The organism is Marichromatium purpuratum 984, from assembly GCF_000224005.2.
Taxonomy (GTDB): domain Bacteria; phylum Pseudomonadota; class Gammaproteobacteria; order Chromatiales; family Chromatiaceae; genus Marichromatium; species Marichromatium purpuratum.
Window position 1 is genome coordinate 579,835 of sequence record NZ_CP007031.1, and the last position, 22,510, is coordinate 602,344.

The 22,510-nt window shown below is 68.4% G+C and carries 22 protein-coding genes; 12 read left to right on the forward strand and 10 right to left on the reverse strand.

The window, feature by feature from the left end; translation table 11 throughout:
* Positions 1 to 364 precede the first annotated feature (364 nt).
* The 8 genes from MARPU_RS02685 to murJ all read right to left on the reverse strand — a co-directional run bounded on the left by MARPU_RS02685 (position 365) and on the right by murJ (position 8,143).
* A complete protein-coding gene (locus MARPU_RS02685) occupies positions 365 to 583 on the reverse strand; it encodes a FeoC-like transcriptional regulator (protein ID WP_005222632.1) in 219 nt (72 codons plus the stop codon).
* A gap of 18 nt (positions 584 to 601) precedes the next feature.
* Positions 602 to 2,935 (reverse strand): Fe(2+) transporter permease subunit FeoB, encoded by a 2,334-nt coding sequence (gene feoB, locus MARPU_RS02690; RefSeq protein WP_005222634.1) that lies wholly within the window; start codon positions 2,933 to 2,935, stop codon positions 602 to 604.
* Positions 2,932 to 3,165, reverse strand: a complete 234-nt coding sequence (locus MARPU_RS02695) for a FeoA family protein (RefSeq protein ID WP_005222635.1) — start codon at positions 3,163 to 3,165, stop codon at positions 2,932 to 2,934. The genes feoB and MARPU_RS02695 overlap by 4 nt, the downstream gene beginning before the upstream one ends.
* A 58-nt stretch (positions 3,166 to 3,223) precedes the next feature.
* Positions 3,224 to 3,505: a FeoA family protein gene (locus tag MARPU_RS02700; RefSeq protein WP_005222636.1), complete on the reverse strand. Its 282-nt coding sequence runs from the start codon at positions 3,503 to 3,505 to the stop codon at positions 3,224 to 3,226.
* A 107-nt stretch (positions 3,506 to 3,612) separates the two neighbouring features.
* Positions 3,613 to 4,020, reverse strand: coding sequence for a DUF2177 family protein (locus MARPU_RS02705; RefSeq protein WP_005222637.1), 408 nt, complete (start codon positions 4,018 to 4,020; stop codon positions 3,613 to 3,615).
* 70 nt (positions 4,021 to 4,090) lie between these two features.
* Positions 4,091 to 4,978: an alpha/beta fold hydrolase gene (locus MARPU_RS02710; protein ID WP_005222638.1), complete on the reverse strand. Its 888-nt coding sequence runs from the start codon at positions 4,976 to 4,978 to the stop codon at positions 4,091 to 4,093.
* Between the two features lie 54 nt (positions 4,979 to 5,032).
* Entirely contained in the window at positions 5,033 to 5,977 is a 945-nt protein-coding gene (ribF, locus tag MARPU_RS02715) for a bifunctional riboflavin kinase/FAD synthetase (RefSeq protein WP_005222639.1), read from the reverse strand.
* Between the two features lie 624 nt (positions 5,978 to 6,601).
* Complete coding sequence (gene murJ / locus MARPU_RS02720) at positions 6,602 to 8,143, reverse strand: murein biosynthesis integral membrane protein MurJ (protein ID WP_005222641.1); 1,542 nt, start codon at positions 8,141 to 8,143, stop codon at positions 6,602 to 6,604.
* 153 nt (positions 8,144 to 8,296) lie between these two features.
* On the opposite strand from murJ, the gene rpsT reads away from it, so the two are divergent.
* The gene (gene rpsT / locus MARPU_RS02725; RefSeq protein ID WP_005222643.1) at positions 8,297 to 8,560 is read left to right on the forward strand and encodes a 30S ribosomal protein S20; all 264 of its coding nucleotides are present in this window, start codon (positions 8,297 to 8,299) and stop codon (positions 8,558 to 8,560) included.
* 109 nt (positions 8,561 to 8,669) lie between these two features.
* Here the strand turns inward: rpsT and lgt are convergent, their stop codons facing one another.
* Both lgt and MARPU_RS02735 read right to left on the reverse strand, forming a co-directional pair.
* Positions 8,670 to 9,506 carry a prolipoprotein diacylglyceryl transferase gene (lgt, locus tag MARPU_RS02730; RefSeq protein ID WP_005222645.1) on the reverse strand — a complete coding sequence of 279 codons (837 nt, stop codon included), beginning with the start codon at positions 9,504 to 9,506 and terminating at the stop codon, positions 8,670 to 8,672.
* 42 nt (positions 9,507 to 9,548) lie between these two features.
* Positions 9,549 to 10,106, reverse strand: coding sequence for a Smr/MutS family protein (locus tag MARPU_RS02735; protein WP_005222646.1), 558 nt, complete (start codon positions 10,104 to 10,106; stop codon positions 9,549 to 9,551).
* A gap of 250 nt (positions 10,107 to 10,356) precedes the next feature.
* Here MARPU_RS02735 and surE point away from each other — a divergent pair, with 250 nt between their 5' ends.
* The 11 genes from surE to MARPU_RS02790 all read left to right on the forward strand — a co-directional run bounded on the left by surE (position 10,357) and on the right by MARPU_RS02790 (position 22,508).
* Positions 10,357 to 11,109, forward strand: a complete 753-nt coding sequence (gene surE, locus MARPU_RS02740) for a 5'/3'-nucleotidase SurE (protein ID WP_005222648.1) — start codon at positions 10,357 to 10,359, stop codon at positions 11,107 to 11,109.
* 68 nt (positions 11,110 to 11,177) lie between these two features.
* Positions 11,178 to 12,041 carry a peptidoglycan DD-metalloendopeptidase family protein gene (locus tag MARPU_RS02745; protein WP_005222650.1) on the forward strand — a complete coding sequence of 288 codons (864 nt, stop codon included), beginning with the start codon at positions 11,178 to 11,180 and terminating at the stop codon, positions 12,039 to 12,041.
* 20 nt (positions 12,042 to 12,061) lie between these two features.
* Positions 12,062 to 13,129 (forward strand): RNA polymerase sigma factor RpoS, encoded by a 1,068-nt coding sequence (rpoS, locus tag MARPU_RS02750; protein WP_005222651.1) that lies wholly within the window; start codon positions 12,062 to 12,064, stop codon positions 13,127 to 13,129.
* 195 nt (positions 13,130 to 13,324) lie between these two features.
* Positions 13,325 to 14,155, forward strand: a complete 831-nt coding sequence (locus MARPU_RS16485) for a tetratricopeptide repeat protein (protein ID WP_005222652.1) — start codon at positions 13,325 to 13,327, stop codon at positions 14,153 to 14,155.
* Positions 14,156 to 14,571: 416 nt separating this feature from the next.
* Complete coding sequence (gene ccoN / locus MARPU_RS02760; protein WP_005222653.1) at positions 14,572 to 16,005, forward strand: cytochrome-c oxidase, cbb3-type subunit I; 1,434 nt, start codon at positions 14,572 to 14,574, stop codon at positions 16,003 to 16,005.
* Positions 16,006 to 16,019: 14 nt separating this feature from the next.
* Complete coding sequence (ccoO, locus tag MARPU_RS02765; RefSeq protein WP_005222654.1) at positions 16,020 to 16,766, forward strand: cytochrome-c oxidase, cbb3-type subunit II; 747 nt, start codon at positions 16,020 to 16,022, stop codon at positions 16,764 to 16,766.
* Complete coding sequence (locus MARPU_RS02770) at positions 16,759 to 16,977, forward strand: cbb3-type cytochrome oxidase subunit 3 (protein ID WP_005222655.1); 219 nt, start codon at positions 16,759 to 16,761, stop codon at positions 16,975 to 16,977. Before ccoO ends, MARPU_RS02770 begins: the two co-directional genes overlap by 8 nt.
* Positions 16,964 to 17,878, forward strand: coding sequence for a cytochrome-c oxidase, cbb3-type subunit III (gene ccoP, locus MARPU_RS02775; RefSeq protein WP_005222671.1), 915 nt, complete (start codon positions 16,964 to 16,966; stop codon positions 17,876 to 17,878). The genes MARPU_RS02770 and ccoP overlap by 14 nt, the downstream gene beginning before the upstream one ends.
* A gap of 135 nt (positions 17,879 to 18,013) precedes the next feature.
* The gene (ccoG, locus tag MARPU_RS02780; RefSeq protein WP_005222672.1) at positions 18,014 to 19,432 is read left to right on the forward strand and encodes a cytochrome c oxidase accessory protein CcoG; all 1,419 of its coding nucleotides are present in this window, start codon (positions 18,014 to 18,016) and stop codon (positions 19,430 to 19,432) included.
* A 39-nt stretch (positions 19,433 to 19,471) separates the two neighbouring features.
* Positions 19,472 to 19,990, forward strand: coding sequence for a FixH family protein (locus MARPU_RS02785; RefSeq protein WP_005222673.1), 519 nt, complete (start codon positions 19,472 to 19,474; stop codon positions 19,988 to 19,990).
* A gap of 10 nt (positions 19,991 to 20,000) precedes the next feature.
* Positions 20,001 to 22,508, forward strand: coding sequence for a heavy metal translocating P-type ATPase (locus tag MARPU_RS02790; RefSeq protein ID WP_005222674.1), 2,508 nt, complete (start codon positions 20,001 to 20,003; stop codon positions 22,506 to 22,508).
* Positions 22,509 to 22,510 lie beyond the last annotated feature (2 nt).

Below are 22,510 nucleotides of genomic sequence, written 5' to 3' on the forward strand. Positions count from 1 at the left end.
ATGGATTGAACCGCGAAGGCACGAAGGGCGCGAAGAAAGCGACCAGCCTTCAGCAAACAGCCTCCAGTGTCGGTTTGCAGTCAACCTTGAAGGGACGAGACAAGCCCGTCCCCTCTCGCTGGCGGCTAGTCGCTGGCAACTTGAACCTCTTCGCGTTCTTTGCGGCTTGGCGGTTCAATCCCCTGGTCGCTGGTCGCTGGTCGCTGGTCGCTGGTCGCTGGTCGCTGGTCGCTGCAAAAGGAAACGCCGCCCGACCCCGAGGGGTGCGAGCGGCGCAGGGAGAACTCGGGGGCCTGGTGGTGGCCAGGTCCGGCGCGCTCGGCCACGTCCCTGTGGCGGTCGACCGCGGGTGGTCAGATCGGACTCAGTCGACCCATTCGTAGAGTTCGATCGCGACCGGGTCGCAGCTGCTGCATCCACTGCAGGGGGTGCCGCCGGGCAGCTTGCGCACCCGGCCCTTGCGTTCGAGCAGCTCGAGCATGCCGCGCAGCGCCTCGGGGTCGGTATCGAACCGGTAGGAGAGGTCGCGCAGCGCGGCGCGCCCCTGGCTGCGCAGATGACTGGTGAGATCGGACATGATCATGGGTGTCCCTCCGTCGGTTCAGGCCGGGTCGCGCGCCGGGGTGGCGAGTGCCGGGTCACGTCGCGACCACCAACGCATCCCCAGCACGGTGGCGAGGAAAAGCGCGGTCATGATGCCGATCCAGATCGACGAGCTGACCGGGTCGCGGGCGAAGATGGCCGCCTGGTAGAAGATGGTCGCGCTCACATACCCCAGGCCGGTGGTCCAGAGCGCGGCGAACAGCGCCCAGCCGCCGCTGGTCTCGCGGGCGATGGCGCCGATGGCGGCCACACAGGGGAAGTAGAGCAGGATGAACAGCAGATAGGCGAAGGCCCCGGCGGCGCCGTCGAAACGCTCGTGCATAGCGCCGAAGGTGGCGCTGGTGACCTCCTGCTCGGCGGCGGCCAGTTCGGGGTCGCTGACCTCGCCGATGCCGACGCCGAGCGGGTCGGACCAGGTGCCGAGCGCATCGCCCAGCGCCGCCGGGATGGTGGCGAGCGCCTCGGTGAGACCGGCGCCGAGGTCGTAGGCGGCGGCCTCCTCGTCGGCCGCCTCGGGGTCGGCACCGAGCGCCGAGTAGGTGGCGTCCAGGGTGCCGACCACCGCTTCCTTGGCGAGCACGCCGGTGAAGATGCCGACGGTGGCCGGCCAGTTTTCGGCGTCGAGGCCCATCGGCGAGAAGGCCGGGGCGATGGTGCGACCGATCTCGGCGAGCATCGACTGGTCGGTGTCCTCGTTGCCGACGCTGCCGTCGGTGCCGAGGCTGTTGAGCACGTTGATCACCAGCACCATCGGCACGATGACCTTGCCGGCGCGGAACATGAAGCTGCTGGTGCGCTCCCAGGTGCGGCGCAGCACGCCGCCGAGGGTCGGCAGGTGATAGGGCGGTAGCTCCATCACGAAGGGCATCGCCTGGCCCTCGAGCAGGGTGCGCTTGAGCAGGAAGCCGGTGAGCACAGCGGCGAGGATGCCGATCAGATACAGCCCGAAGACGACGTTCTGACCGCCGACCGGGAAGAAGGCGGCGGCGAACAGGGCATAGACCGGCAGCCGCGCGCCGCAGGACATGAAGGGCGCCATCAGCACGGTGAGGATACGGTCGCGCGGCTGCTCCAGGGTGCGCGCGGCCATGATCGCCGGCACGTTGCAGCCGAAGCCGACGAGCAGCGGCACGAAGGACTTGCCGGGCAGTCCGATCGAGCGCATGAAGCGGTCCATGACGAAGGCCGCGCGGGCCATGTAGCCCGAGTCCTCGAGCACCGACATGAACAGATAGAGGAAGGCGATCACCGGGATGAAGGTGGCCACCACCTGGATGCCGCCGCCGATGCCGTCGGCCAGCCCGAGGATCGCCCACTCCGGGGTGCCGAGACCGGCGAGCAGGTGCGCCACGCCGTCGACGAAGAGGGTGCCGGCGGCGATGTCGAAGAAGTCGATGAAGGCCCCGCCGATGTTGATGGTGAACATGAACATCAGGTACATCACCGCGAGGAAGATCGGGATGCCCAGGGCGCGGTTGAGGATCACCCGGTCGATGCGGTCGGAGAGGCTGCGCGGCATCTCGCCGCTCTGTGTCAGCGAGGCCTGGGTGACGGCGTGGGCGAAGCCGTAGCGGGCATCGGCGATGAGGATGTCGATCTGTTCGGCATCCTCGCCGAGCAACGCGGCGACCTCGTGCGCGGGCACAATATCGCCGATCAACTCGCGGGCGAGGTCATCGCCTTCGAGCAGGCGGGTGGTCAACCAGCGCGCCGGATCGCCGTGCCTGCTGGCGACCGGTTCGATGCGCTCGTGCAGCTGCTCGATCACGCGCTCGAGCGCCGGGGCGTAGTCGATCCGCGTCTGCGGGACCGGCGGGTGCTCGACGGCCTGTTGCAGCGCCGCGCGCAGGTCATTGAGTCCGTCGCCGGTGGTCGCCACGATCGGCACCACCGGGCAGCCGAGCCGTTCGGCCAGCGCAGCGGCGTCGACCCGCAGCCCGCGTTCGGCGGCGACGTCCATCATGTTGAGCGCGACCACCATCGGTCGCTCCATCTCCAGCAGTTGGGTGGTGAGATAGAGGTTTCGCTCGAGGCTGGCGACATCGACGATGTTGAGGATCAGGTCGGCCTCGCGGGCGTGGACGAAGTCGCGGGCGATGCGCTCGTCGAGCGAGACGGCGCCCTCGGTGACGTCCAGCGAGTAGGTGCCGGGCAGATCGATGAGGGTGTAGTCGGCCTCGTCGAAGCGGAAGTGGCCGGTCTTGCGTTCGACCGTCACCCCGGGCCAGTTGCCGACGCGCTGACGCGAGCCGGTCAGCGCGTTGAACAGGGTGGTCTTGCCGCAGTTGGGGTTACCGATGACCCCGATGGTGTGGGTGAGTCGTGCCGTCATGCCCGCTCGACCTCCAGGATGGCCGCCTCCTCGCGGCGCAGGGTCACGCGGGTGCCGCGCACTCGCACCTCCACGGGGTCGCCCATCGGCGCGACCCGGACTACCTCCAGGGCGGCCCCCGGGGTCAGGCCCATCGACAACAGCTTGCGGCGGTAAGCGTCGGCGCCCGGGCGATAGCCGCGGACGGCCCCGTGGTCTCCGACGACGAGGTCTTTCAGGGTCGTGTTCATGATGACGTCTTGAGCGGTTGCAGTGCAGTGGAGTGCGGGCGGCGTGAGGGACCGGGATTCAGGCGATGGCGGCGTCGGTCACCAGGATCTTGGCGGCCATGCCGCCGCCGAGTGCGATGCGGGTCTCACCGCGGGCGACGATCAGTCCGCCGCCCTGGCGTTGGACGACACGCAGTTCGGCGCCCTGGTTGAGCCCGAGTTCGGTGAGCCGACGCACCAATTGGCGCCCGCCCAGTAGGGTGCAGACTCGTACCAGGGTGTTGTCGTCGGCCATGGTGAGCGGATAGGACGGGTGCGGGGATTGTTGCTGAGCGGGGAGCGAAGTCGGTGCCGTGTGCATGTGGGTGCCGCCTCGTACGTCAATAGGAATGATTCGCAGCATATTCCTCCAGGTTTTTTATTGCAAATCGTTCTCAATGATGCCGCTCGACTGACCCCTCTCGTGGATCAGCCGAGCAGTTGGGCGAGCGAGAAGCCGGCGGCGCCGACCAGGGTGCACAGCACCACGCCCCACAGGGTGTCGACCAGCACCAGGCGCAGCGGCCAGTCGGGCAGGGTGGCCATGTTGGTCAGCTCGTAGGTGATGTAGGTGAAGAAGCCGAAGCCGGCGGCCAGCAACAGGGTCTTGTCGAGCGAGCCCGCCTCCACGCCGGGGAGGATTGCCATCACCAGGATGCCGGCGACATAGATGAGATAGAAGGCGATGGCCGCCGGCCAGCGGGTGGTGTCGGCGAGCAGATGAGCGAGTTGGGCGCGGTAGAAGCGGCGGGCGATCACCCCCAGCCACAACAGATCGATGGCCATGAAGACCGTGAAGGTGAGCAGATAGAGCTTGACGACGAACCAGGGACCCATGACGCGCTCCCGGGGTGGTGGTTGGACCTTCGTCGCCGCCGGGAGGTGGCCCTCCCGGCATGGGCCTGGATCAGTGTCCCGGCGGTGTCTGCAGGAAGTCGGTGAGGGTGGTGACGAAGGCCTGTGGCGACTCCTCGTGAGGCAAATGGCCGCTGTCGGCAATGACTTCAAGCCGCGCGCCGGGGATGGCCGCGGCGATGCGCTCGCTCTCGGCGACCTTCACCGTCTGGTCGTAGGCGCCGGTGAGCACGAGTGTGGGCGGCGTGACCTCGGCGAGTCGGGGTTCGAGCCCGAGCTTGCGGGTGGCGAGGAACAGCTCCCAGAAGGCGCGCGGCCAGGGACCCTGCATCATGTCGGCGCGGAAGGCTGCGAGCACCTCGGGGGCGAGCCGCTCGGGGCGGTACCAGAAGGCGCGGATCGCCTTGTCGTAGAGCCGCGCGATCAGTCGGCCCATCAACCAGGAGAAGAAGGGCGTGAGGGCGCGCATCAGCGGCTTGACGAAACCGGGGATCTCGCTGGTGGCGTAACCGCTGAGGATCATTGCGTCGACCAGCACCAGCGCCTCGACCCGTTCGGGGTGTTCGAGCGCGGTCATCAGCGCCAGGGTGCCGCCGGTGGAGTTGCCCACCAGCACCGCGCGCTCGAAGCCGAGCGCCGGGATCAGCGCGGCGATCAGCGTGCTCTGGTCGTGGGCGCTGTAGCCGGGTTGGCCGTCGGCGCCGGGCAGCGGTTTGGAGCTGGCGCCGAAGGCGGGGCGGTCGAAGGCGACCACGGTGTAGCCGGCCTCGGCCAGCGGTGCCATCACCGCGCGCCAGGAGCGCAGGCTGAGGAAGCTGCCGTGCAGCAGCAACAGCAGCCGGGGGCCGTCGCCGAGACGGCGGTAGTGGAGACGGAAGCCGTTGCAGTCGATGAACCGGGCGGTGTCGGCGGCCGGGTCGGTGGGGGCGATTGGATCCATGACGATGATGCTCTCGCTCTCGAGGTTGCGGGCGGCGCCGTGGCCGCTCGGGGATCAGGGGGCGGGCGTCGGGGCGCGGCCGAGATAGGCGCGCGCGGCGTCCGCGTCGAGCTGGATCTGGTGCTTGAGCGCCTCGAAGGAGGCGAAGCGCTGCTCGTCGCGCAGCTTGAGACAGAACTCGACCTCGACCTGACGCCCGTAGATGTCGGCGGCGAAGTCGAACAGGTGGACCTCGAGCTGATGGGCACGACCGTCGACCGTGGGCCGGGTGCCGATGTTGGCGACCCCGGGGCGGGGCGCGGGGCCGAGCCCGTGCATCCGCACCGCGTAGACGCCGTGCAGCGGGCTGACCCGGCGGTGCAGGTCGATGTTGGCGGTGGGGAAGCCGATGGTGCGTCCGCGCTTGTCGCCGTGACCGACCCGCCCGGCGATGCGATAGGGGCGCCCGAGCAGGTGCTCGGCCTGCTCGAGATCGCCGCGGGCGAGCGCTTCGCGCACCCGGGTGCTGCTGATGCGCTCCTCGGCGTGGGTCACGGTATGGAGGTTCTCCAGGCTGAAGCCGTGCGTCGCGCCCATACGCTGGAGCAGCGCGAAGTCGCCCGCGCGACCGTGACCGAAGCGGAAGTCGTCACCGACGAGCAGGTGACCGACCCCCAGCCCTTCGATCAGCAGCTCGTGCACGAAGCGTTCGGCGGGCATCGCCGCGAGCCTGGGGCCGAAGCCGAGCACCATCACCCGCTCGATGCCGCAGTGGGCGATCGCCGCGAGCTTCTCGCGCAGCCGGGTGAGCCGCGCCGGCGCGGTCTCCGGAGCGAAGCACTCGAGCGGCTGCGGCTCGAAGGTGATCACGGTCGCTGGCAGTCCGCGCGCGCGCCCCTGTTCGAGCAGACGCTGGAAGATGCCGCGGTGTCCGAGATGGACGCCGTCGAAGTTGCCGATGGTGGCGACACAGCCCCGGTCGCCGGGACGCAGGTTGTGAAGACCGCGGATAAGCCTCATGGCAGCAGTGCAGGGAACAATGGGCAAAGGTGCTGAGTATACGCGTCGTGGGTCGACGATGGGGCGTGAGAGGCTCAGCCGCCAGCCGCCAGCCGCCAGCCGCCAGCCGCCAGCCGCCAGCCGCCAGCCGCCAGCCGCCAGCCGCCAGCCGCCAGCCGCCAGCCGCCCAGCCACCAGTCGCCGGCCGTCGGCCGCCAGCGAGGGATCGAACCACAAAGGCGCCAAGGACGCCAAGGGGGGGGGAGACGTAGGCTGGGGTGAGTGACCAAGCGAAGACCGCGCGCATCGACATCCGGCCTGTCGATCATAGTCGCCAGTCGCCAGTCGCCAGTCGCCAGTCGCCAGTCGCCAGTCGCCAGTCGCCAGCTGCCAGCCACCAGTCGCTGGCCGCCAGCGAGGGATCGAACCACAAAGGCGCCAAGGACGCCAAGGGGGGGAGACGTAGGCTGGGGTGAGTGACCAAGCGAAGACCGCGCGCATCGACATCCGGCCTGTCGATCATAGCCGCCAGCGATCAGCCGCCAGCCGCCGGTGGGGAAGGGTGACCGCCATGGTCATCGATTGATCCTTCCTCTCCCTTCGCGTGCTTTGTGGCTTTGCGGTTCAATCCGCTGGCCGCTGGCGTCAGCGCCGGCGCTCGGGGGCGGCGAGGTGGCGCGGACGCACACCGGCGAGGAGCACGAGGGCGGCGTAGAGGGTGGCGCCGGCGAGGATGGCGCCGCCGAGGTGCCAGGCCCGGTCCCAGGGCGCGAGCGCGCCCCAGTCGAGTGTGCCGAACGCCCAGTGCAGCATCCCGGCCATCGCCAGGCTGGCGCCGAGTACTGCGGCGCCGAGTGCGGACCAGCCGGGGCGCGGGCGATAACTGCCGTCGCGTCTCAGCGCGCGCAGCAGCAGCAGGGCATTGAGCAGGGCGGCGAGGGTGGTGGCCAGCGCCAGTCCAGCGTGTCCGAGGGGGCCCATCAGCGCGAGATCGAGTGCCAGATTGACCCCGAGGGCGATCAGCGCGATCCGCACCGGGGTGCGGGTGTCGTGACGCGCGTAGCAGCCGGGGGCGAGCACCTTGATCGCGATGAAGGCGAGCAGGCCGAGCGCGTAGGCGCTCAGTGCCTGAGCGGCGAGGGTGACATCCTCGGGGCTGAAGGCGCCGGACTGGAACAGGGTGGCGATCAACCCCTCGGCGAGCAGCGCCAGCCCCACCGCTGCTGGCAGTCCGAGCAGCAGCGTCCAGCGCAGCCCCCAGTCGAGGGTGGCGGAGAAGCGCCGCGCGTTCGCCGCGCCATTGCCACGGGTGAGTCGGGGCAGGATGACCACCCCGAGTGCGGCTGCGAGCAGCCCGAGCGGGAACTCCATCAGCCGCTCGGCGTAATAGAGCCAGGAGATGCTGCCCGGGGTGAGGAAGGAGGCGAGCAGGGTGTCGAGCAGCAGGCTGAGCTGGACCATCGAGACACCGAGCAGCGCCGGGCCCAGGCGGCGCAGGATGCGCCGCACCACCGGCGAGTCGAGGGCGAGGCGCGGGCGTGGCAGCAGCCCGAGCCGGGCGAGCGCCGGGAGCTGTAGCGCGAGCTGTGCGCTGCCGCCGAGCAACACCCCCCAGGCCAGCGCGAGCACCGGGCGCTCGAGGTGGGGGGCGAGCAACAGCGCCGCGCCGATCAGCGCCAGGTTGAGCAGCACCGGGGTGAAGGCTGGGACGGCGAAGCGCTCGTGACAGTTGAGCACCGCGCCGGCCAGTGCGGTGAGGCTGATCAGCAGCACATAGGGCAGGGTCAGGCGCAGCAGCTCGGCGGCGAGTGCGAGCTGATCGGTGTCGGCGCCGAAGCCGGGGGCGAAGAGTAGGATCAGCAGTGGCGCGGCGAGGGTGCCGAGCGCGGTGAAGAGCACCAGCAGCAGCCCCAGGGTGCCGGCGAGTTCGGCGACGAGTCGTGTCAGCCCGGCGCGCCCGCCGTGGCGACGGCGTTCCTCCAATGCCGGTACCAGGGCCGCGGCGAAGGCGCCCTCGGCGAACAGCCGGCGGAGGAAGTTGGGGATCTTGAAGGCGACGAAGAAGGCATCGGTGGTGGCATCGGCGCCGAAGGTACGGGCGATCACCAGATCACGGGCGAAGCCGAGGACGCGCGAGAGCAGGGTGTTGCCGCCGACCACGAGCGCTGAACCGGAGAGCGATGACACGTGGTGGGACTCCTCGGGAAATCGCACATTATAATGGCGAATGAGGGATTTAGCGTATCAAGGTCCTTGACAATCGGTCTGGATGACGGAAAAATGCTCGGTCTTTATCCGCTCTTCTAAAGAACAACTTGCCGGATTTCCAGGAGACTCCCGTTGGCCAACTCAGCACAAGCCCGCAAGCGCGCCCGTCAGGCCGAAACCCGTCGCCAGAACAACATGGCGCAGCGCAGCACGTTGCGTACCTTCGTCAAGAAGGTGATCAAGGCCATCCAGGCCGGTGACAAGGAAGCAGCCGTCAAGGCCTTCCAGGACGCCGCTCCCCGTATCGATCGTGCCGCCCGCAAGGGCCTGATCCACGCCAACAAGGCCGCTCGTCACAAGAGCCGCCTGAACGCACACATCAAGGCGATGGGCTGATCCGTCGAAGCACCCGCTTCCGGCACCGAAAAAACCGGCCACTGGCCGGTTTTTTTGTGTCCGTATCCCGGCGCCACGGGCGCGCGGCCCGGCGGCCGGGCGCACTCCGTCAGGCCCGCTCACCGCTCGGGCGTCGATAGGCCAGCGCCAGCAGCAGTGCCCCGGCGAGGATCATCGGCAGGGTGAGCAGCTGCCCCATGGTCAGCCAGCCGAAGGCGAGATAGCCGAGATGGGCGTCGGGCAGGCGCACGAACTCGACGCTGAAACGCGCCACCCCGTAGCCGACCAGGAACAGCCCGGAGACGGCCATGGTCGGGCGCGGCCGGCCGGAGAACAGCCACAGCAGGACGAACAGCACCAACCCTTCGAGCAGCGCCTCGTAGAGTTGCGAGGCGTGCACCGCCGGGCTCAGCAGGGTGGTGGCCGGCTGGTCGAGACACTGTCGGGGAAACCGATCGCAGGGCAGCTGGACCCCCCAGGGTAGGCTGGTGCGGTGTCCCCAGAGTTCGCCGTTGATGAAGTTGCCGATGCGCCCGGCGAGCAGTCCCAGCGGCACCAGCGGGGCGAGGAAGTCGGTGGCCTGGAAGAAGGTCAGGCCCTGGCGGCGCGCGAACAGCGCGGTGGCGATCAGCACTCCGAGCAGGCCGCCGTGGAAGGACATGCCGCCCTCCCAGACCCGGAGCAGGGCCAGCGGGTCGGCGAGTACCTGCTCGAGCCCGTAGAACAGCATGTAGCCGAGCCGCCCGCCGAGGATCACCCCGATCACCCCGTAGAAGATCAGGTCATCGACCATGATCCCGCTCCAGCCGCTGTCGGGACGGGCGGCGCGCCAGCGCCCCAGGCCCCAGGCGGCGGCGAAGCCGAGCAGGTACATCAGGCCGTACCAGTGGATCTGGAGTGGGCCGAGGGCGAGGGCGACAGGGTCGATGTCGGGATAGGTCAGCATGAGGGCGGTGATCTCGGTCGGGAGTGGCGGTTGGATGAAGGCTCAGCGGCGTTGCTGACGACGCGACTTGTCGGGATTGCGCAGCAGCACGTAGAGCGCGCCGGTGCCGCCGTCGCGTCGCGTCGCCGAGCAGAAGGCGAGGACCTGATCGTAGAGCCGCAGCCAGTAGTTGAGCTTCTGCTTGAGCACCGGCTGATTGCCCGATGAACGGTAGCCCTTACCGTGGATGATGCGCGCGCAACGGATCCGGCGATGTCCGCACTCGGCAAGGAAGTCACCGAGCAGCGCCTTGGCGTAGGTGGCGTTGAGGCCATGCAGGTCGACCTCAAGCCCGACCTCGATGGCGCCGCGTTGCAGCTCCCCGAGTACCCGGCGCTGGACTCCGGGACGCGAGAACAGCAGGTACTCCGGGGTCTCGAGATTGGCCTCGGAGAGGCCCGCGATGGGTTCCGGGTCGTCGAGTTCGGGTTCGCGCGGGCGCGGGACGGGTGACGGTCGACGCCGCTCGCTCGGTGGTGGTGTCTCGACCTCCAGCCGGGTGACCTCGCCGACCGTCTGCAGGAACAGCTCCACATCGGCTTGCTCGATCTGTCTCTTCATGCGGGGGGTCCGGGCTGTGGGTTGTCCTGGGCATTGAGATGGAGATGGCCGTGGCCAGGCGCGGGGCAGTATATCAGGGGCGCGCGCCGGGGCACGGGTGTCGGAGAGGCGCCTTTTGCGTATGATCTCCGCTCATCCCGCCGCTCCGTCACCCGGCCCGTGTCCACGTCTCCGGGGGCGTCGGCGCCGACGCTGACGTGTCCCGTCAGCCTGTCCGCATCCATCTCAGTAATCGACAGACAACCAACGCATGAAGATCCTGGTCAGCAACGATGATGGTTATCAGTCACCCGGACTGGTGGCATTGGCCGAGGGACTGCGTGCGCTCGGCACCGTGCACGTGGTGGCGCCCGAACGCGATCGCAGTGGCGCCAGCAATTCGCTGACGCTCGATGTCCCGCTGCGCGTCAGACGCCGCCCCAACGGCTACATGAGTGTCGACGGTACACCGACCGACTGTGTGCACCTGGCGCTCACCGGATTGCCCGAGATCGAACCCGATATCGTGGTTGCCGGGATCAACCACGGCCCCAACCTGGGGGACGATGTGATCTATTCCGGCACCGTCGCCGCGGCGACCGAGGGACGTTTCCTCGGACTACCGGCGATCGCGGTGTCGAGCGCGGTGCATGCGCCGCGTCATCTCGACAGCGCCGCGCGGGTCGTCGTCGAGCTGGTGTCGCGACTGCGCGAACGGCCGCTCGAGCCGAACCTGATCCTCAACGTCAATGTGCCGGACCTGCCCTATGAGTCGCTCGCCGGCTTTCGCGCGACGCGGCTGGGACAGCGTCACAAGGCCGAGCCGGTGGTCGCTGCGCAGGACCCGCGCGGGCGGACCATCTACTGGGTGGGGCCGGCCGGGCCGGAGCAGGACGCGGGGGTCGGCACCGACTTCCATGCCGTGCGCAATGGTTTCGTCTCGATCACGCCGCTGCAGATCGACCTGACCCGATACAGTGCGCTCGAGACCCTTGATCAATGGCTGGATGGCGAGCGCCGTTGAACGTCTGTCGCCCCACCCCTTGTCTATCGCACGTCGATACCCATTGAAGGATGACTGGAGGCGATACAGTGGTGACTTGTCCCCGAGGAATGGACCCCGATCGTATCGCGCGCAGGCGTTCAGGGGTGGGCTGGCTGGTACTGCTGGCGCTGGTCTTGGTGTTCGCGCTCGGTGGTTGCGGCCCGATCGGGCCGGCGCCGGTCTATGACTGGGACTGGCAGGGACCGGTTCCCGAGGGCTTCTATCTGGTGCGCCCCGGCGACACCCTCGGCGAGATCGCCGTGCGGCGCGGCCAGCGGTTGCGTGCACTGGCCGAGTGGAACCGGCTCGAGGCGCCTTACACCATCTACGCCGGAACGCTGTTGCGGATCGAGCCCCCGACGGGTACCAAGCGACGTGCCGGGCCGACGACATCTGTCGTGACGCAGTCGTCTGGTGGCAAGGATAGCCGTCCGCCGCCGTCTCGTCGGACACCGCCGTCCAAGCTCGGGGTGGCGCGCGTCGACACCAGTCCGGCGGGCGCTGCGGGTAGCCGTCGCGCTGCTTCCGGGGTGGACTGGGAGTGGCCGATCGACGGTGCCGTGGTGCAGGACTTCCGCAACGCCGACCGCACCCGTCAGGGGATCCGCATCGGTGGCCGCGCGGGGCTGCAGGTGCGCGCGGCGGCTCCCGGCAAGGTGGTCTACAGCGGTGGTGGACTCAAGGGATATGGCAACCTTATCATCGTCAAGCACAGCGAGAAGTATCTGAGCGCGTACGGATTCAACCGCAAGCTGTTCGTCAAGGAAGGATCCCTGGTCAAGCGTGGCCAGGCCCTGGCCGAGATCGGGCAGGCCCCGGATGGCGCCTATCTGCTGCATTTCGAGATTCGCCGCCACGGCACGGCCGTCGATCCGGTACTCTACTTGCCCGTGCGTAAACAACCCCGTTGATTCAACGGAGGGAGAGGTGGATGCCAACCGCCAAAGGTCGACAGGCCCACGACAACCCCAACGCGACCGAGGACGATGCCCTGGTCTCGGGCTATGAGCGTGACGATGAGAGGGGCCTGGAAGAGGGCCGCGACTCTGACACTGTCGATCAGAACGATTCTGAAAGCGATGGTGACAGTGACAGCGATAACGATAGTGACGGAGCGAGTGAACGGGAACGCAGCCCGACGACCACTCGCCTGCCATCGAGTGACGCCGACTTTGACGCCACCCGGCTCTATCTGAACGAGATCGGCGGCTCGAAACTGCTCACCGCCGAGGAAGAGGTGTACTACGCGCGCCTGGCGCAGGCCGGCGACAATGCCGCGCGTCAGCGGATGATCGTCAGCAACCTGCGGCTGGTGGTGAAGATTGCCCGGCGCTATCTCAATCGCGGCTTGCCATTGCTCGATCTCATCGAGGAGGGCAACCTCGGGTTGATCCGCGCGGTCGAGAAGTTCGACCCCGAGCGCGGCTTCCGCTTCTCGACCTACGCCACTTGGTGGATCCGTCAGACCATCGAGCGGGCGATCATGAATCAGACCCGTACCGTGCGTCTGCCGATCCATGTGGTCAAGGAGATCAACGTCTATCTCAAGGCTGCCCGCCAGCTCGCCCAGCAGCTCGATCACGAGCCGACCACCGAGGACATCGCCGAGCTGCTCGATCGTCCGATCACCGAGGTCAAGCGCATGCTCGGGCTCAACGAGCGCATCGCCTCGGTCGACACCCCCTTCAGCAAGGACGCCGACAAGCCGTTGGTCGACATGCTCCAGGACGAGGCCGCCGACGACCCCACCGAGCGCATCCAGGATACCGACATCCAGACCAATCTCGACCACTGGCTCGGCAAGCTCAACGACAAGCAACGTGAGGTGGTGGAGCGCCGCTTCGGGTTGCACGGCTACGAGCACTCGACCCTCGAGAGCGTGGCGCAAGAGCTGGGTGTGACCCGCGAGCGGGTGCGTCAGATCCAGATGGACGCGTTGCGCCGGCTGCGCGACATCCTCGAGAAGGAAGGATTCTCGGTCGACGCGTTTTTCAAATAGTGTTCCCCACACATTGAGCACTTTTCGTGACGGGCGCGGCGCACCCCGTGTCTTGTCGCCTGCCTTTGTGTTTGCTGCACCGATATGGAATATTGAGGCCTCGGCGCTGCGTTGCCATTGCGTGAATGGACGGTGTCCGTTGTCGCCGCGTCCTTGAATCGTGTTGCTCCTGCTCCAGTTTCTCCCGGTGTCGTCATGGAACAGTGTCCGCAGTGTGGAAGCTACAACACCCGCAAGTCGCGCTTGCAGTCCAGGGGGCGGGGTGCGCGACTCTGGTTTCGCTCCTGGTTTCGTTGCTGTGACTGTGGCGCGCGCTTCCAGAGCATCGACTACTTCCTCATCCAGCAGTGGGCGATGGCTGGTATCGCCCTGGTGATGATCGGTGGGGTGGGGTGGTGGGCGGCGCTGCGCCAGTCCGATGGCGGTGTGGTCGAACTCGAGCGCTCCAGATCGGAGGATCCGGTGCTGGCCGTGCTGGCGCCCGAGCCCTATGGATTCGCCGCCGCCTATGACAAACCCGAGCTATTGACGGCGGCCGACACCGGGGATGCCGAGGCGCAGTACCAGCTGGGGCTGGCGATCGTGCAGCGGCATTGGGAGCGTGGCGAACAGCGCCGTCTCGGCGAGGCCGCCGATTGGATCGCCAAGGCCGCCGAGCAGGATCATGTGCGCGCCCAGTTGGTGATGGGCGGGCTCTACGAGAAGGGGCGTGGGGTGATCCAGGACTACGAGTCGGCGCTCGCCTGGTATCGGCGTGCCGCGACTCAGGGCGATCCCCAGGCGATGGCGCGCTTGGGGCGGATGCTGCGTACCGGTCGTGGTGTCGAGAAGAATCTGGTCGAGGCCTATGTCTGGCTGAATCTCGCCTCGGCGCGCGGTGACACCCATGCCGAGATCGATCGCGACCGGCTGCGACGCATGCTCTCGACCGAGGAGATCGATCGCGCCCAGGATCGTTCGCGCCATATCGATCGTGATCTGCCACATCCCACCGGTCCGGCCCAACCACTACCACTCGGTTTCTAGCCCTCGACGCCGTCGATTGCACGCGTGCCGACGAGCGGTGTGCGCGGATCCGTCGCGCCGCCCTTGTTCGCGTATCGGGATGGACGCAATTTCACCATGGGTGATGTCACGCGCTCGCCGCGGTGTGCGGCGGTTTCGCATCCGTCGTCTCCGGTGCCTCGGCTGTTCGCTGGAACTGAGGGTGGCGTGGAGATTACCCGAGTGTTTTGGTTGACTTTGAGGCGCGGATCCAGTGTTATCTGCCCGGCGGTGTCGGTATCGACGGCAGCGGATGGGTCGGTTCCGAGTCGACCGTCGGGGCGTGACCGGTCGTCTTGCCGGGACGCCCGAGCAGGGCGGTGCGCGCTCGCACCTCGGGAATCGTCACGGATGCGGCGCTTCCCGGCTCATCCATCGTCGTGTCCAGAGGAGCCGTTATGGATGCCAATCTGGAGCAGAAATACGACCTCGACGTCGTACGCTGGTTCACGGTCATGGCCGTGGTCTATCTGGTCGTCGGCGCCGCCGTCGGGGTCTACATCGCCTCCGAGCTCGCCTGGCCGGCGCTGAACTTCGACTCCCCCTATCTCTCCTTCGGGCGACTGCGCCCGCTCCACACCAACGCCGTTATCTTCGCCTTCGGTGGCTGTACCCTGATGGCCACCGCCTTCTACACCGTGCAGCGTACCTGCGGGGTGCGGCTGTGGAGTCCGCGGCTGGCGCGCTTCACCTTCTGGGGCTGGAACCTGGTGATCCTGCTGGCGGTGATCACCCTGCCGCTGGGGCTGACCCAGTCGAAGGAGTACGCCGAGCTGGAGTGGCCGATCGACATCCTCATCGCGGTGGTGTGGCTGGCCTTCACCATCAACTTCATCATGACCATCGCCCGGCGCAAGACCTCGCACATCTATGTGTCGAACTGGTTCTTCCTCGGCATGATGGTGATGATCGTCTATCTCCACGTCGTCAACAGCCTCGCCATCCCGGTCGGGCTGTTCAAGTCCTACTCCATCTTCTCCGGGGTGCAGGATGCGATGATCCAGTGGTGGTGGGGGCACAACGCCGTCGGCTTCTATCTCACCGCCGGCTTCCTCGGCATCATGTACTACTTCGTGCCCAAGCAGGCCGGTCGGCCTGTCTACTCCTACCGCCTCTCGGTGATCCACTTCTGGTCGCTGATGTTTGGCTACGTCTGGCTCGGCGCCCATCATCTGCAGTACACCGCGCTGCCTGACTGGACCGGCTCGCTCGGCGCGGCGGTCTCGATCGCCATGATCATCCCCTCCTGGGGCGGGGCGGTGAACGGCATGATGACCCTCTCCGGGGCCTGGGACCGGTTGCGCACTGACTATGTGCTGCGCTTCCTGATCATCGCCCTGGCCTTCTACGCGATGTCGACCTTCGAGGGACCGGTGATGTCGCTGAAGACCGTCAACGCGCTCTCGCACTACACCGACTGGACCATCGGGCACGTCCACTCCGGGGCGCTCGGCTGGGTCGCGGGCATCTCCATCGGTGCCATCTACCACCTGATGACCCGGCTCTATCACACCGAGATGTACTCGATACGGCTGATCAACCTGCATTTCTGGACCGCCACCATCGGCACCGTGATCTATATCGTCGCGATGTGGGTCTCGGGGATCATGCAGGGGCTGATGTGGCGCGCCTATGACGAGTACGGGACTCTCGCCTACACCTTCGTCGAGTCGGTCGACGCCATGCATCCCTACTACGCGATGCGCGCCACCGGCGGCATGATCTTCCTGTTCGGCGCCGTGATCATGCTGTTCAACGTGCTGATGACCGTGCGCAAGTCGCTCGCCGAGGGCAATCTCGATCGTGCCCGCGCGCTGCCGGCGCCGGCCTGAACCGGAGTTGTCCCATGAGCAGGCAGAAGACCAAGCCGAAGAGCTTCCAGGAGTGGATGGAAGTCAATATCTGGGGGCTACTGATCGTTCTCGCCCTGGTGCTGTCGGTCGGCGGGCTGGTGGAGATCGTGCCGCTGTTCTACATGAAAAACACCATGGAGCACGCGCGTTTCCCCGAGATCGTCTGGGCCAAGGCCGGCGAGGCCCCGATCGTCACCGTCGACGAGAACGGGCGCGAGCAGTGGAACTGGACTGCGGGCGAGGGGGTGCGACCCTATACCCCGCTGGAACTGGTCGGGCGTGATATCTACCAGCGCGAGGGCTGCTACACCTGTCACTCGCAGATGGTGCGCCCCTTCCGCGATGAGAAGGAGCGCTACGGCCACTATTCGCTCGCCTCCGAGTCGATGTTCGACCACCCCTTCCAGTGGGGCTCCAAGCGCACCGGGCCGGACCTGGCGCGGGTCGGCGGCAAGTACTCCGACGCCTGGCACCGTCAGCACCTGCGCGACCCGCGTGCGGTGGTGCCCGAGTCGGTGATGCCCGGTTATCCCTGGCTCGACACCGCCTACCCCAGCGGTTGGCGGATCCAGTGGCACATGCGCGGGCTGCGCTCGCTCGGCGTGCCCTACACCGAGGCCGACATCGAGGCCGCCCCGGCGCTGCTCGAGGGCAAGACCGAGATGGACGCCCTGGTGGCCTATCTGCAGGTGCTCGGCACCATGGTCGCACTCGACGAGGCCAAGACCTATCGTGAATAGCCTCAGCGATTACTTCCACACCGACTGGCAGGCGATGACGGTCAACGACTGGATCGGCACCATCCTCACCGTGGTGATCTTCGTGCTGATGGTGGTGGCCTACTTCCTGGTCTTCCGCCCGAAGAACCGCGACCGTCTCGAGTCCATGAAGCACATCCCCTTCGATGACGACGACGACGAAGGCACGGGAGCGCGCGATGGCCGACCATAACCCCTTCCCCGGCGAGAACAACACCGGTCACATCTGGGACAGCGACCTGCGCGAGCTGAAGAACCCGCCGCCGCGCTGGTGGATGATCGGCTTCTGGACCTCGATCCTGTGGGTGGTCGGCTACACCATCCTCTATCCGAGCTGGCCGGTGGGCGAGGAGGCCACCCCCGGCATCCTCGGCTGGACCCAGATCGAGGAGTACGAGCGCGGGGTGGCGCAGATCGAGGCGCGGCGCGCCGAGTTCGAGTCACGCATCGGCACGCTCGGGGTCGAGGAGATTCTCGCCGACCCCGGGCTCACCCAGTACACCCTGGCCTCGGCCAAGGTGCTGTTCGGCGACAATTGCGCCGCCTGTCATGGCAGTGGCGGTCAGGGCAACCCCGGCTATCCGGTGCTCGCCGACGACGACTGGCTCTATGGCGGCAGCACCGCCAAGCTCACCGAGACCATCACCCAGGGGCGCAAGGGCAACATGCTGGCGCATCAGGACATCCTCAGCGCCGAGGAGGTCGACACCCTGGCGCGCTGGACGGTCGAGATGAGTCAGGGCGAGCCGGGCAGCGAGGCCGGTTGGCAGCTGTTCTCGACCAAGGGTTGCAGCGGCTGTCACGGCCCGACGGCCAACGGCGTGCTCGCCGAGCTGCCCGGCGGCGAGGTGATCACCGTCGGCGCGGCCGATCTCACCGACCGTATCTGGCGCTTCGAGCCCGGCGGTTACGAGAGCGCGCGCCACACCATCCTCTACGGCGTCAACCAGTCCGGGGTGGAGCAGACCCGCGAGGCGGTGATGCCGGCCTTCGGCCCGACCGCGCGGGTCGAGGACGTCGAGATCCGCCGTCTCGATCCCCAGGAGATCAAGAAGCTGGTGGTCTACGTGCACCTGCTCGGCGGTGGTCTCTGAGACGCCGGTGCTTGGTCACGGGGCGTCGTGCCCCAATGCTCTGACCGGTACGCTGCCCCTGACCGGTGAGTCGTGGGGCATCAACCGGGGCCGGTCGTGCCCCGTCGCAGCGGGGTCTCGCCCCGAGGGATGTCGATGAGTAGCCGAGATCGCGCCACCGAGGTCGAGGGGCTGTACGCCGAGGCCGCGCAGTGGCATGTCAACGCCGGCGGCGAGACCATCCACGCCAAGCGGCTGTCGGGTCGCTGGCGCACCTTCAAGTGGCTCACCGCCTCGGTCTGGCTGGTATTCTTCCTCGGCCCCTATGTGCGCTGGGACGGTCGTCAGGCGGTGCTCTTCGACATCCCCAACCGTCAGTACCACCTGTTCGGCGCCACCGTGCTGCCGCAGGACTTCTGGATGCTCTCGCTGCTGCTGCTGTTCTTCGCCATCCTGCTGGCGGTAGTGACGGCGGTGGTGGGGCGCGCCTGGTGCGGGTACTTCTGCTTCCAGACGGTGTGGACCGATGTTTTCACCTGGATCGAGGAACGCCTCGAGGGGCCGCCGGCGGCGCGCCGTCGGCTCGACCAGGCGTCGCTCGCCACCAGGTTGCGGGTGCGCCTGCCCAAGCACCTGCTGTGGCTGGTGATCGGCTGGTTCACCGGGTTCAGCTTCGTCGCCTGGTTCGTCGATGCGCCGACGCTGTGGCGGACCTTCTTCACCGGCGAGGCCGGAGTCACCGCCTATGTCACCGTGGCCCTGTTCACCGCCGGCACCTATGTGCTCGCCGGCTTCCTGCGCGAGCAGACCTGCTTCTGGCTCTGTCCCTATGCGCGGATCCAGGGGGTGATGCTCGATCCCACCACCCTGGTGCCAGCCTATGACACCGGGCGTGGCGAGCCGCGCGGACGGTTGCGGCGCGGCGGCGAGGCCGCCGCCGGGCAGGGCGACTGCATCGATTGCAACCAGTGCGTCGCGGTCTGCCCCACCGGGGTTGACATCCGCCAGGGGCAGCAGGAGGGCTGCATCACCTGCGCGTTGTGCATCGATGCTTGCGATCAGGTGATGGACAAGGTCGGCAAGGCGCGCGGGCTGATCCGCTACGCCTCGCTCGACGAACTCGAGGGACGAGCGACCCGGCCCCTAGCACTGCGCCCACGGGTCTGGCTCTATGGCGGCATCCTCACCCTGGCGCTCGCCGGGATCGTCTACGGCCTGGCCTCGCTCGCCGCGCTCGATCTCAAGGTGCTGCACGAGCGCGCGCCGCTGTTCGTGCGCCTGAGCGACGGCTCGATCCAGAACCGCTATACCCTCAAACTGCTCAACAAGACCCCGGAGCCCCTCGCCGTCGAGATCCGGGTGAGCGGACCGCCCGGGCTCGAGGTCAGCGGGCTGGAGCGGCCGATCCAGGCCGCCGCCGGGGTGGTGACCCCGGCGCTGGTGTTCGTGCGGGTGCCGGAGTCGGCGCTCGCCGCCGAGCAGCAGCCGGTGGTCTTCCATGCCGAGGCGTGCCGTGGCGACGGCCAGCGGCTCGACACCGCGCGCGAGAGCGTGTTCATCGCCCCCGCGCCCTGAGTCGCCGTGCCCGTCCCGACGGGCGCGGAGGAGGTCAAGATGCAGATACAATCGGGCACCGCCCATCCGGCGCAACCCCTCCCGGCCTGGCGCAGCCCCTGGGTGATCGCCTGGGTCGGGCTGATCGTGGTGGTGTTGCTGGTCAACCTGCTGATGGTCTATCTCGCCGTCGCCACCAACCCCGGTCTGGTCAACGCCGATTACTACGAGCGCGGCCAGGACTACGAGCGCACCCTGGTCTCGCGCCGCGCGCGCGATCCGGGTTGGGTGATGCAGGCCGACATCCCGCCGCTGCAGCCGGGGCGCGCCGAGGCGATCCGGCTGTTCCTGGTCGATCGCGCCGGCCAGCCGGTCGAGGCCGATGCCGTCACCCTCCACGCCTATCGCCCGGCCGACGCCACGCGCGACTTCAGCGTACCGATGCGCCGCGAGGGTGCGGGGCGCTATGTCGCCGAGGTCGCCTTCCCGCTGCCCGGGGTCTGGGACACCCTGATCGCCGTGGGTCACGGCGAGGACGAGTACAGTCTCGACCAGCGTCTCGAGGTCGGCCCGCGCTGAGACCACCGCGATGGACGCGATCATCGAGGAGCATGCGCCGACGACCGGGGAGGCGCCCGCGCGCTGTCATCACTGCGGCCTGCCGATCGGACCCGGCGGTGGCGAGCGGGCGCTGATCGCCGGGGTCGAGTGCCGCTTCTGTTGCAGCGGCTGCAAGGGGGTGTGCGAGGCGATCCACGCCGCCGGGCTCGAGGGCTTTTATCGCCGCACCGGTGCCGACGAGCCGCTGGCGCCGCCGCCCGAGCCGCCGCGCGACCTTGAGCACTACGATCTCGACGCGGTGCAGCAGGCCTTCACCGATACCAGCGCGCGCTGCCGCGACATCCAGCTCCAGGTCGAGGGCATCCACTGCGCCGCCTGCGTGTGGCTGATCGAGAACGGGCTGCAGTCGCTGCCCGGGGTCGAGGAGGCGCGGGTCAACCTCACCGGACGACGGCTGCGGCTGCGCTGGGACAGCGAGCGGCTGCGCCTGTCGCGAGTGCTCGCGCGGCTCGCCGCGCTCGGCTATGCCGCTGTGCCCTTCGACCCGGAGGCCGCCGAGGGCGCGCTGGCGCGCGAGAACCGCGACCTACTGTTTCGTCTCGCCTGGGCCGGGTTCGCGATGATGAACCTGCTGTGGATCTCGATCGCGCTCTACAGCGGCGCCGATCAGGGTGAGTTCCGCGGGCTCTTCCACTGGCTCGGCTTCGCCCTGGCCACCCCGACCCTGCTCTATTCGGGCGCGCCCTTCTTCCGTGGCGCCTGGGCCGGACTGCGTCACGCCCGGCTCGGCATGGACCTGCCGATCGCCATTGGGGTCAGCGTCACCTACGGCTACTCGCTCGCCGTCACCCTGGGGCTCGGCGAGCAGGGGCACGTCTACTGGGACACCGTGGTCAACTTCCTCTTCGTGATCCTGCTCGGGCGCTATCTCGAGGCGATCTCGCGACGGCGTGCGGTGGCCTCGACCCAGCGTCTGTTCGACCTCCAGCCCCGGGTGGCGACGGTGCTCGACGCGCAGGGCGAGGCGTGCCCGGTTGCGGTGCGCGCGATCACCCCGGGGATGACGGTGCTGGTGCGTCCCGGCGAGCGCATCGCCGTCGATGGTGAGGTGATCGCCGGCGAGAGCGGGGTCGACGAGTCGATGCTCAGCGGCGAGTCGCGCCCGGTCGCCAAGGGGCCGGGCGCGACGGTCGCCGCCGGCACCCTCAACGGTGCTGGCGCGCTGCGGCTGCGCGTCGGCGGGGTGCTCGCCGAGACCGCGCTGGGGCGAATCATCGCCCTGGTCGAGTCGGCGCAGAGCTCGCGCGCACCGATCCAGCGTCTCGCCGACCGGGTGGTGCCCTGGTTCGTCGCCGCCACCCTGGGGCTGGCGCTCGTCACCTTCATGATCTGGGTGCGTCACGACCTCGAGTCGGCGCTGATGGCGGCGACCGCGGTGCTGATCGTCACCTGTCCCTGCGCCTTCGGGCTGGCCACGCCGATGGCCGTGGCGGTGGCCTCGGGGCGGGGCGCGGCGCGCGGCATCCTGATCAAGCACGGCGCGGTGCTCGAACGGCTCTCGGCGATCCGTCATCTGGTCTTCGACAAGACCGGCACCCTCACTGAGGGCCGGGCGCGGGTGGTGGCGTTGCGTGCCCCCGGCGAGGACTGGCGCGCGCCCGAGACCGGGCTGACCGAGGCGCAGCGCACGGCGCTGGCCGCGCTCGGCGCGCTCGAGCAGCACTCCGAGCACCCGCTGGCGCGCGCCGTGGTGGCCTGTTGCGCGGCGCTCGGCGTGGCGCACGGCGGGCTGCCGGTCGCGGGGTTCGTCGCGCTGCCCGGTCGCGGGGTGCGCGCTCGGGTGGCGGGGCGGGAGGTGCTCGCCGGTAGCGCCGAGTGGCTGGCCGGGGCGGGCATCGCGCTGCCCGAGGGCGAGCCCGGCGAGGTCTGTTGCGCGATCGACGGCGAGCTGGCACTGGTGCTGCGTATCGAGGACCGGTTGCGCGCCGATGCCGCGCGGGCGCTGGCGCGGTTGCGCGCCGCAGGCATGCGCCTGACCCTGCTCAGCGGTGATCGCGCGGCGCGTGCGCATGAGGTGGCCGAGCGTCTCGGCGGCATGGCGACCATCGCCGAGGTGCTGCCCGAGGACAAGGCGCGGGTGGTCGAGCGGTTGCGCGCCGAGGGCGCGGCGGTGGCCATGGTCGGCGATGGCGTCAATGACGCCCCGGCGCTGGTGGCCGCCGATGTTGGCATCGCCATGGGCAGCGGCACCGATGTCTCGATCGAGTGCGCCGACATCGTGTTGATGACCGGCGAGCTGGAGCGTGTGGTCGAGGCGGTGGTGCTGGCGCGGCGCACCCTGCGCGCGATCCGCCAGAACATCGCCATCTCGATGACCTACAACCTGATCATGGTGCCGCTGGCGATGGCCGGTATCATCACCCCGCTGATCGCCGCGGTGTCGATGCCGCTCAGTTCGCTGGCGGTGATCGCCAACTCCGCGCGCATCCGCCCCGGTCTCGACGATCCGCCGGGGCCGGGGCGCGCGCCTCGCTGATA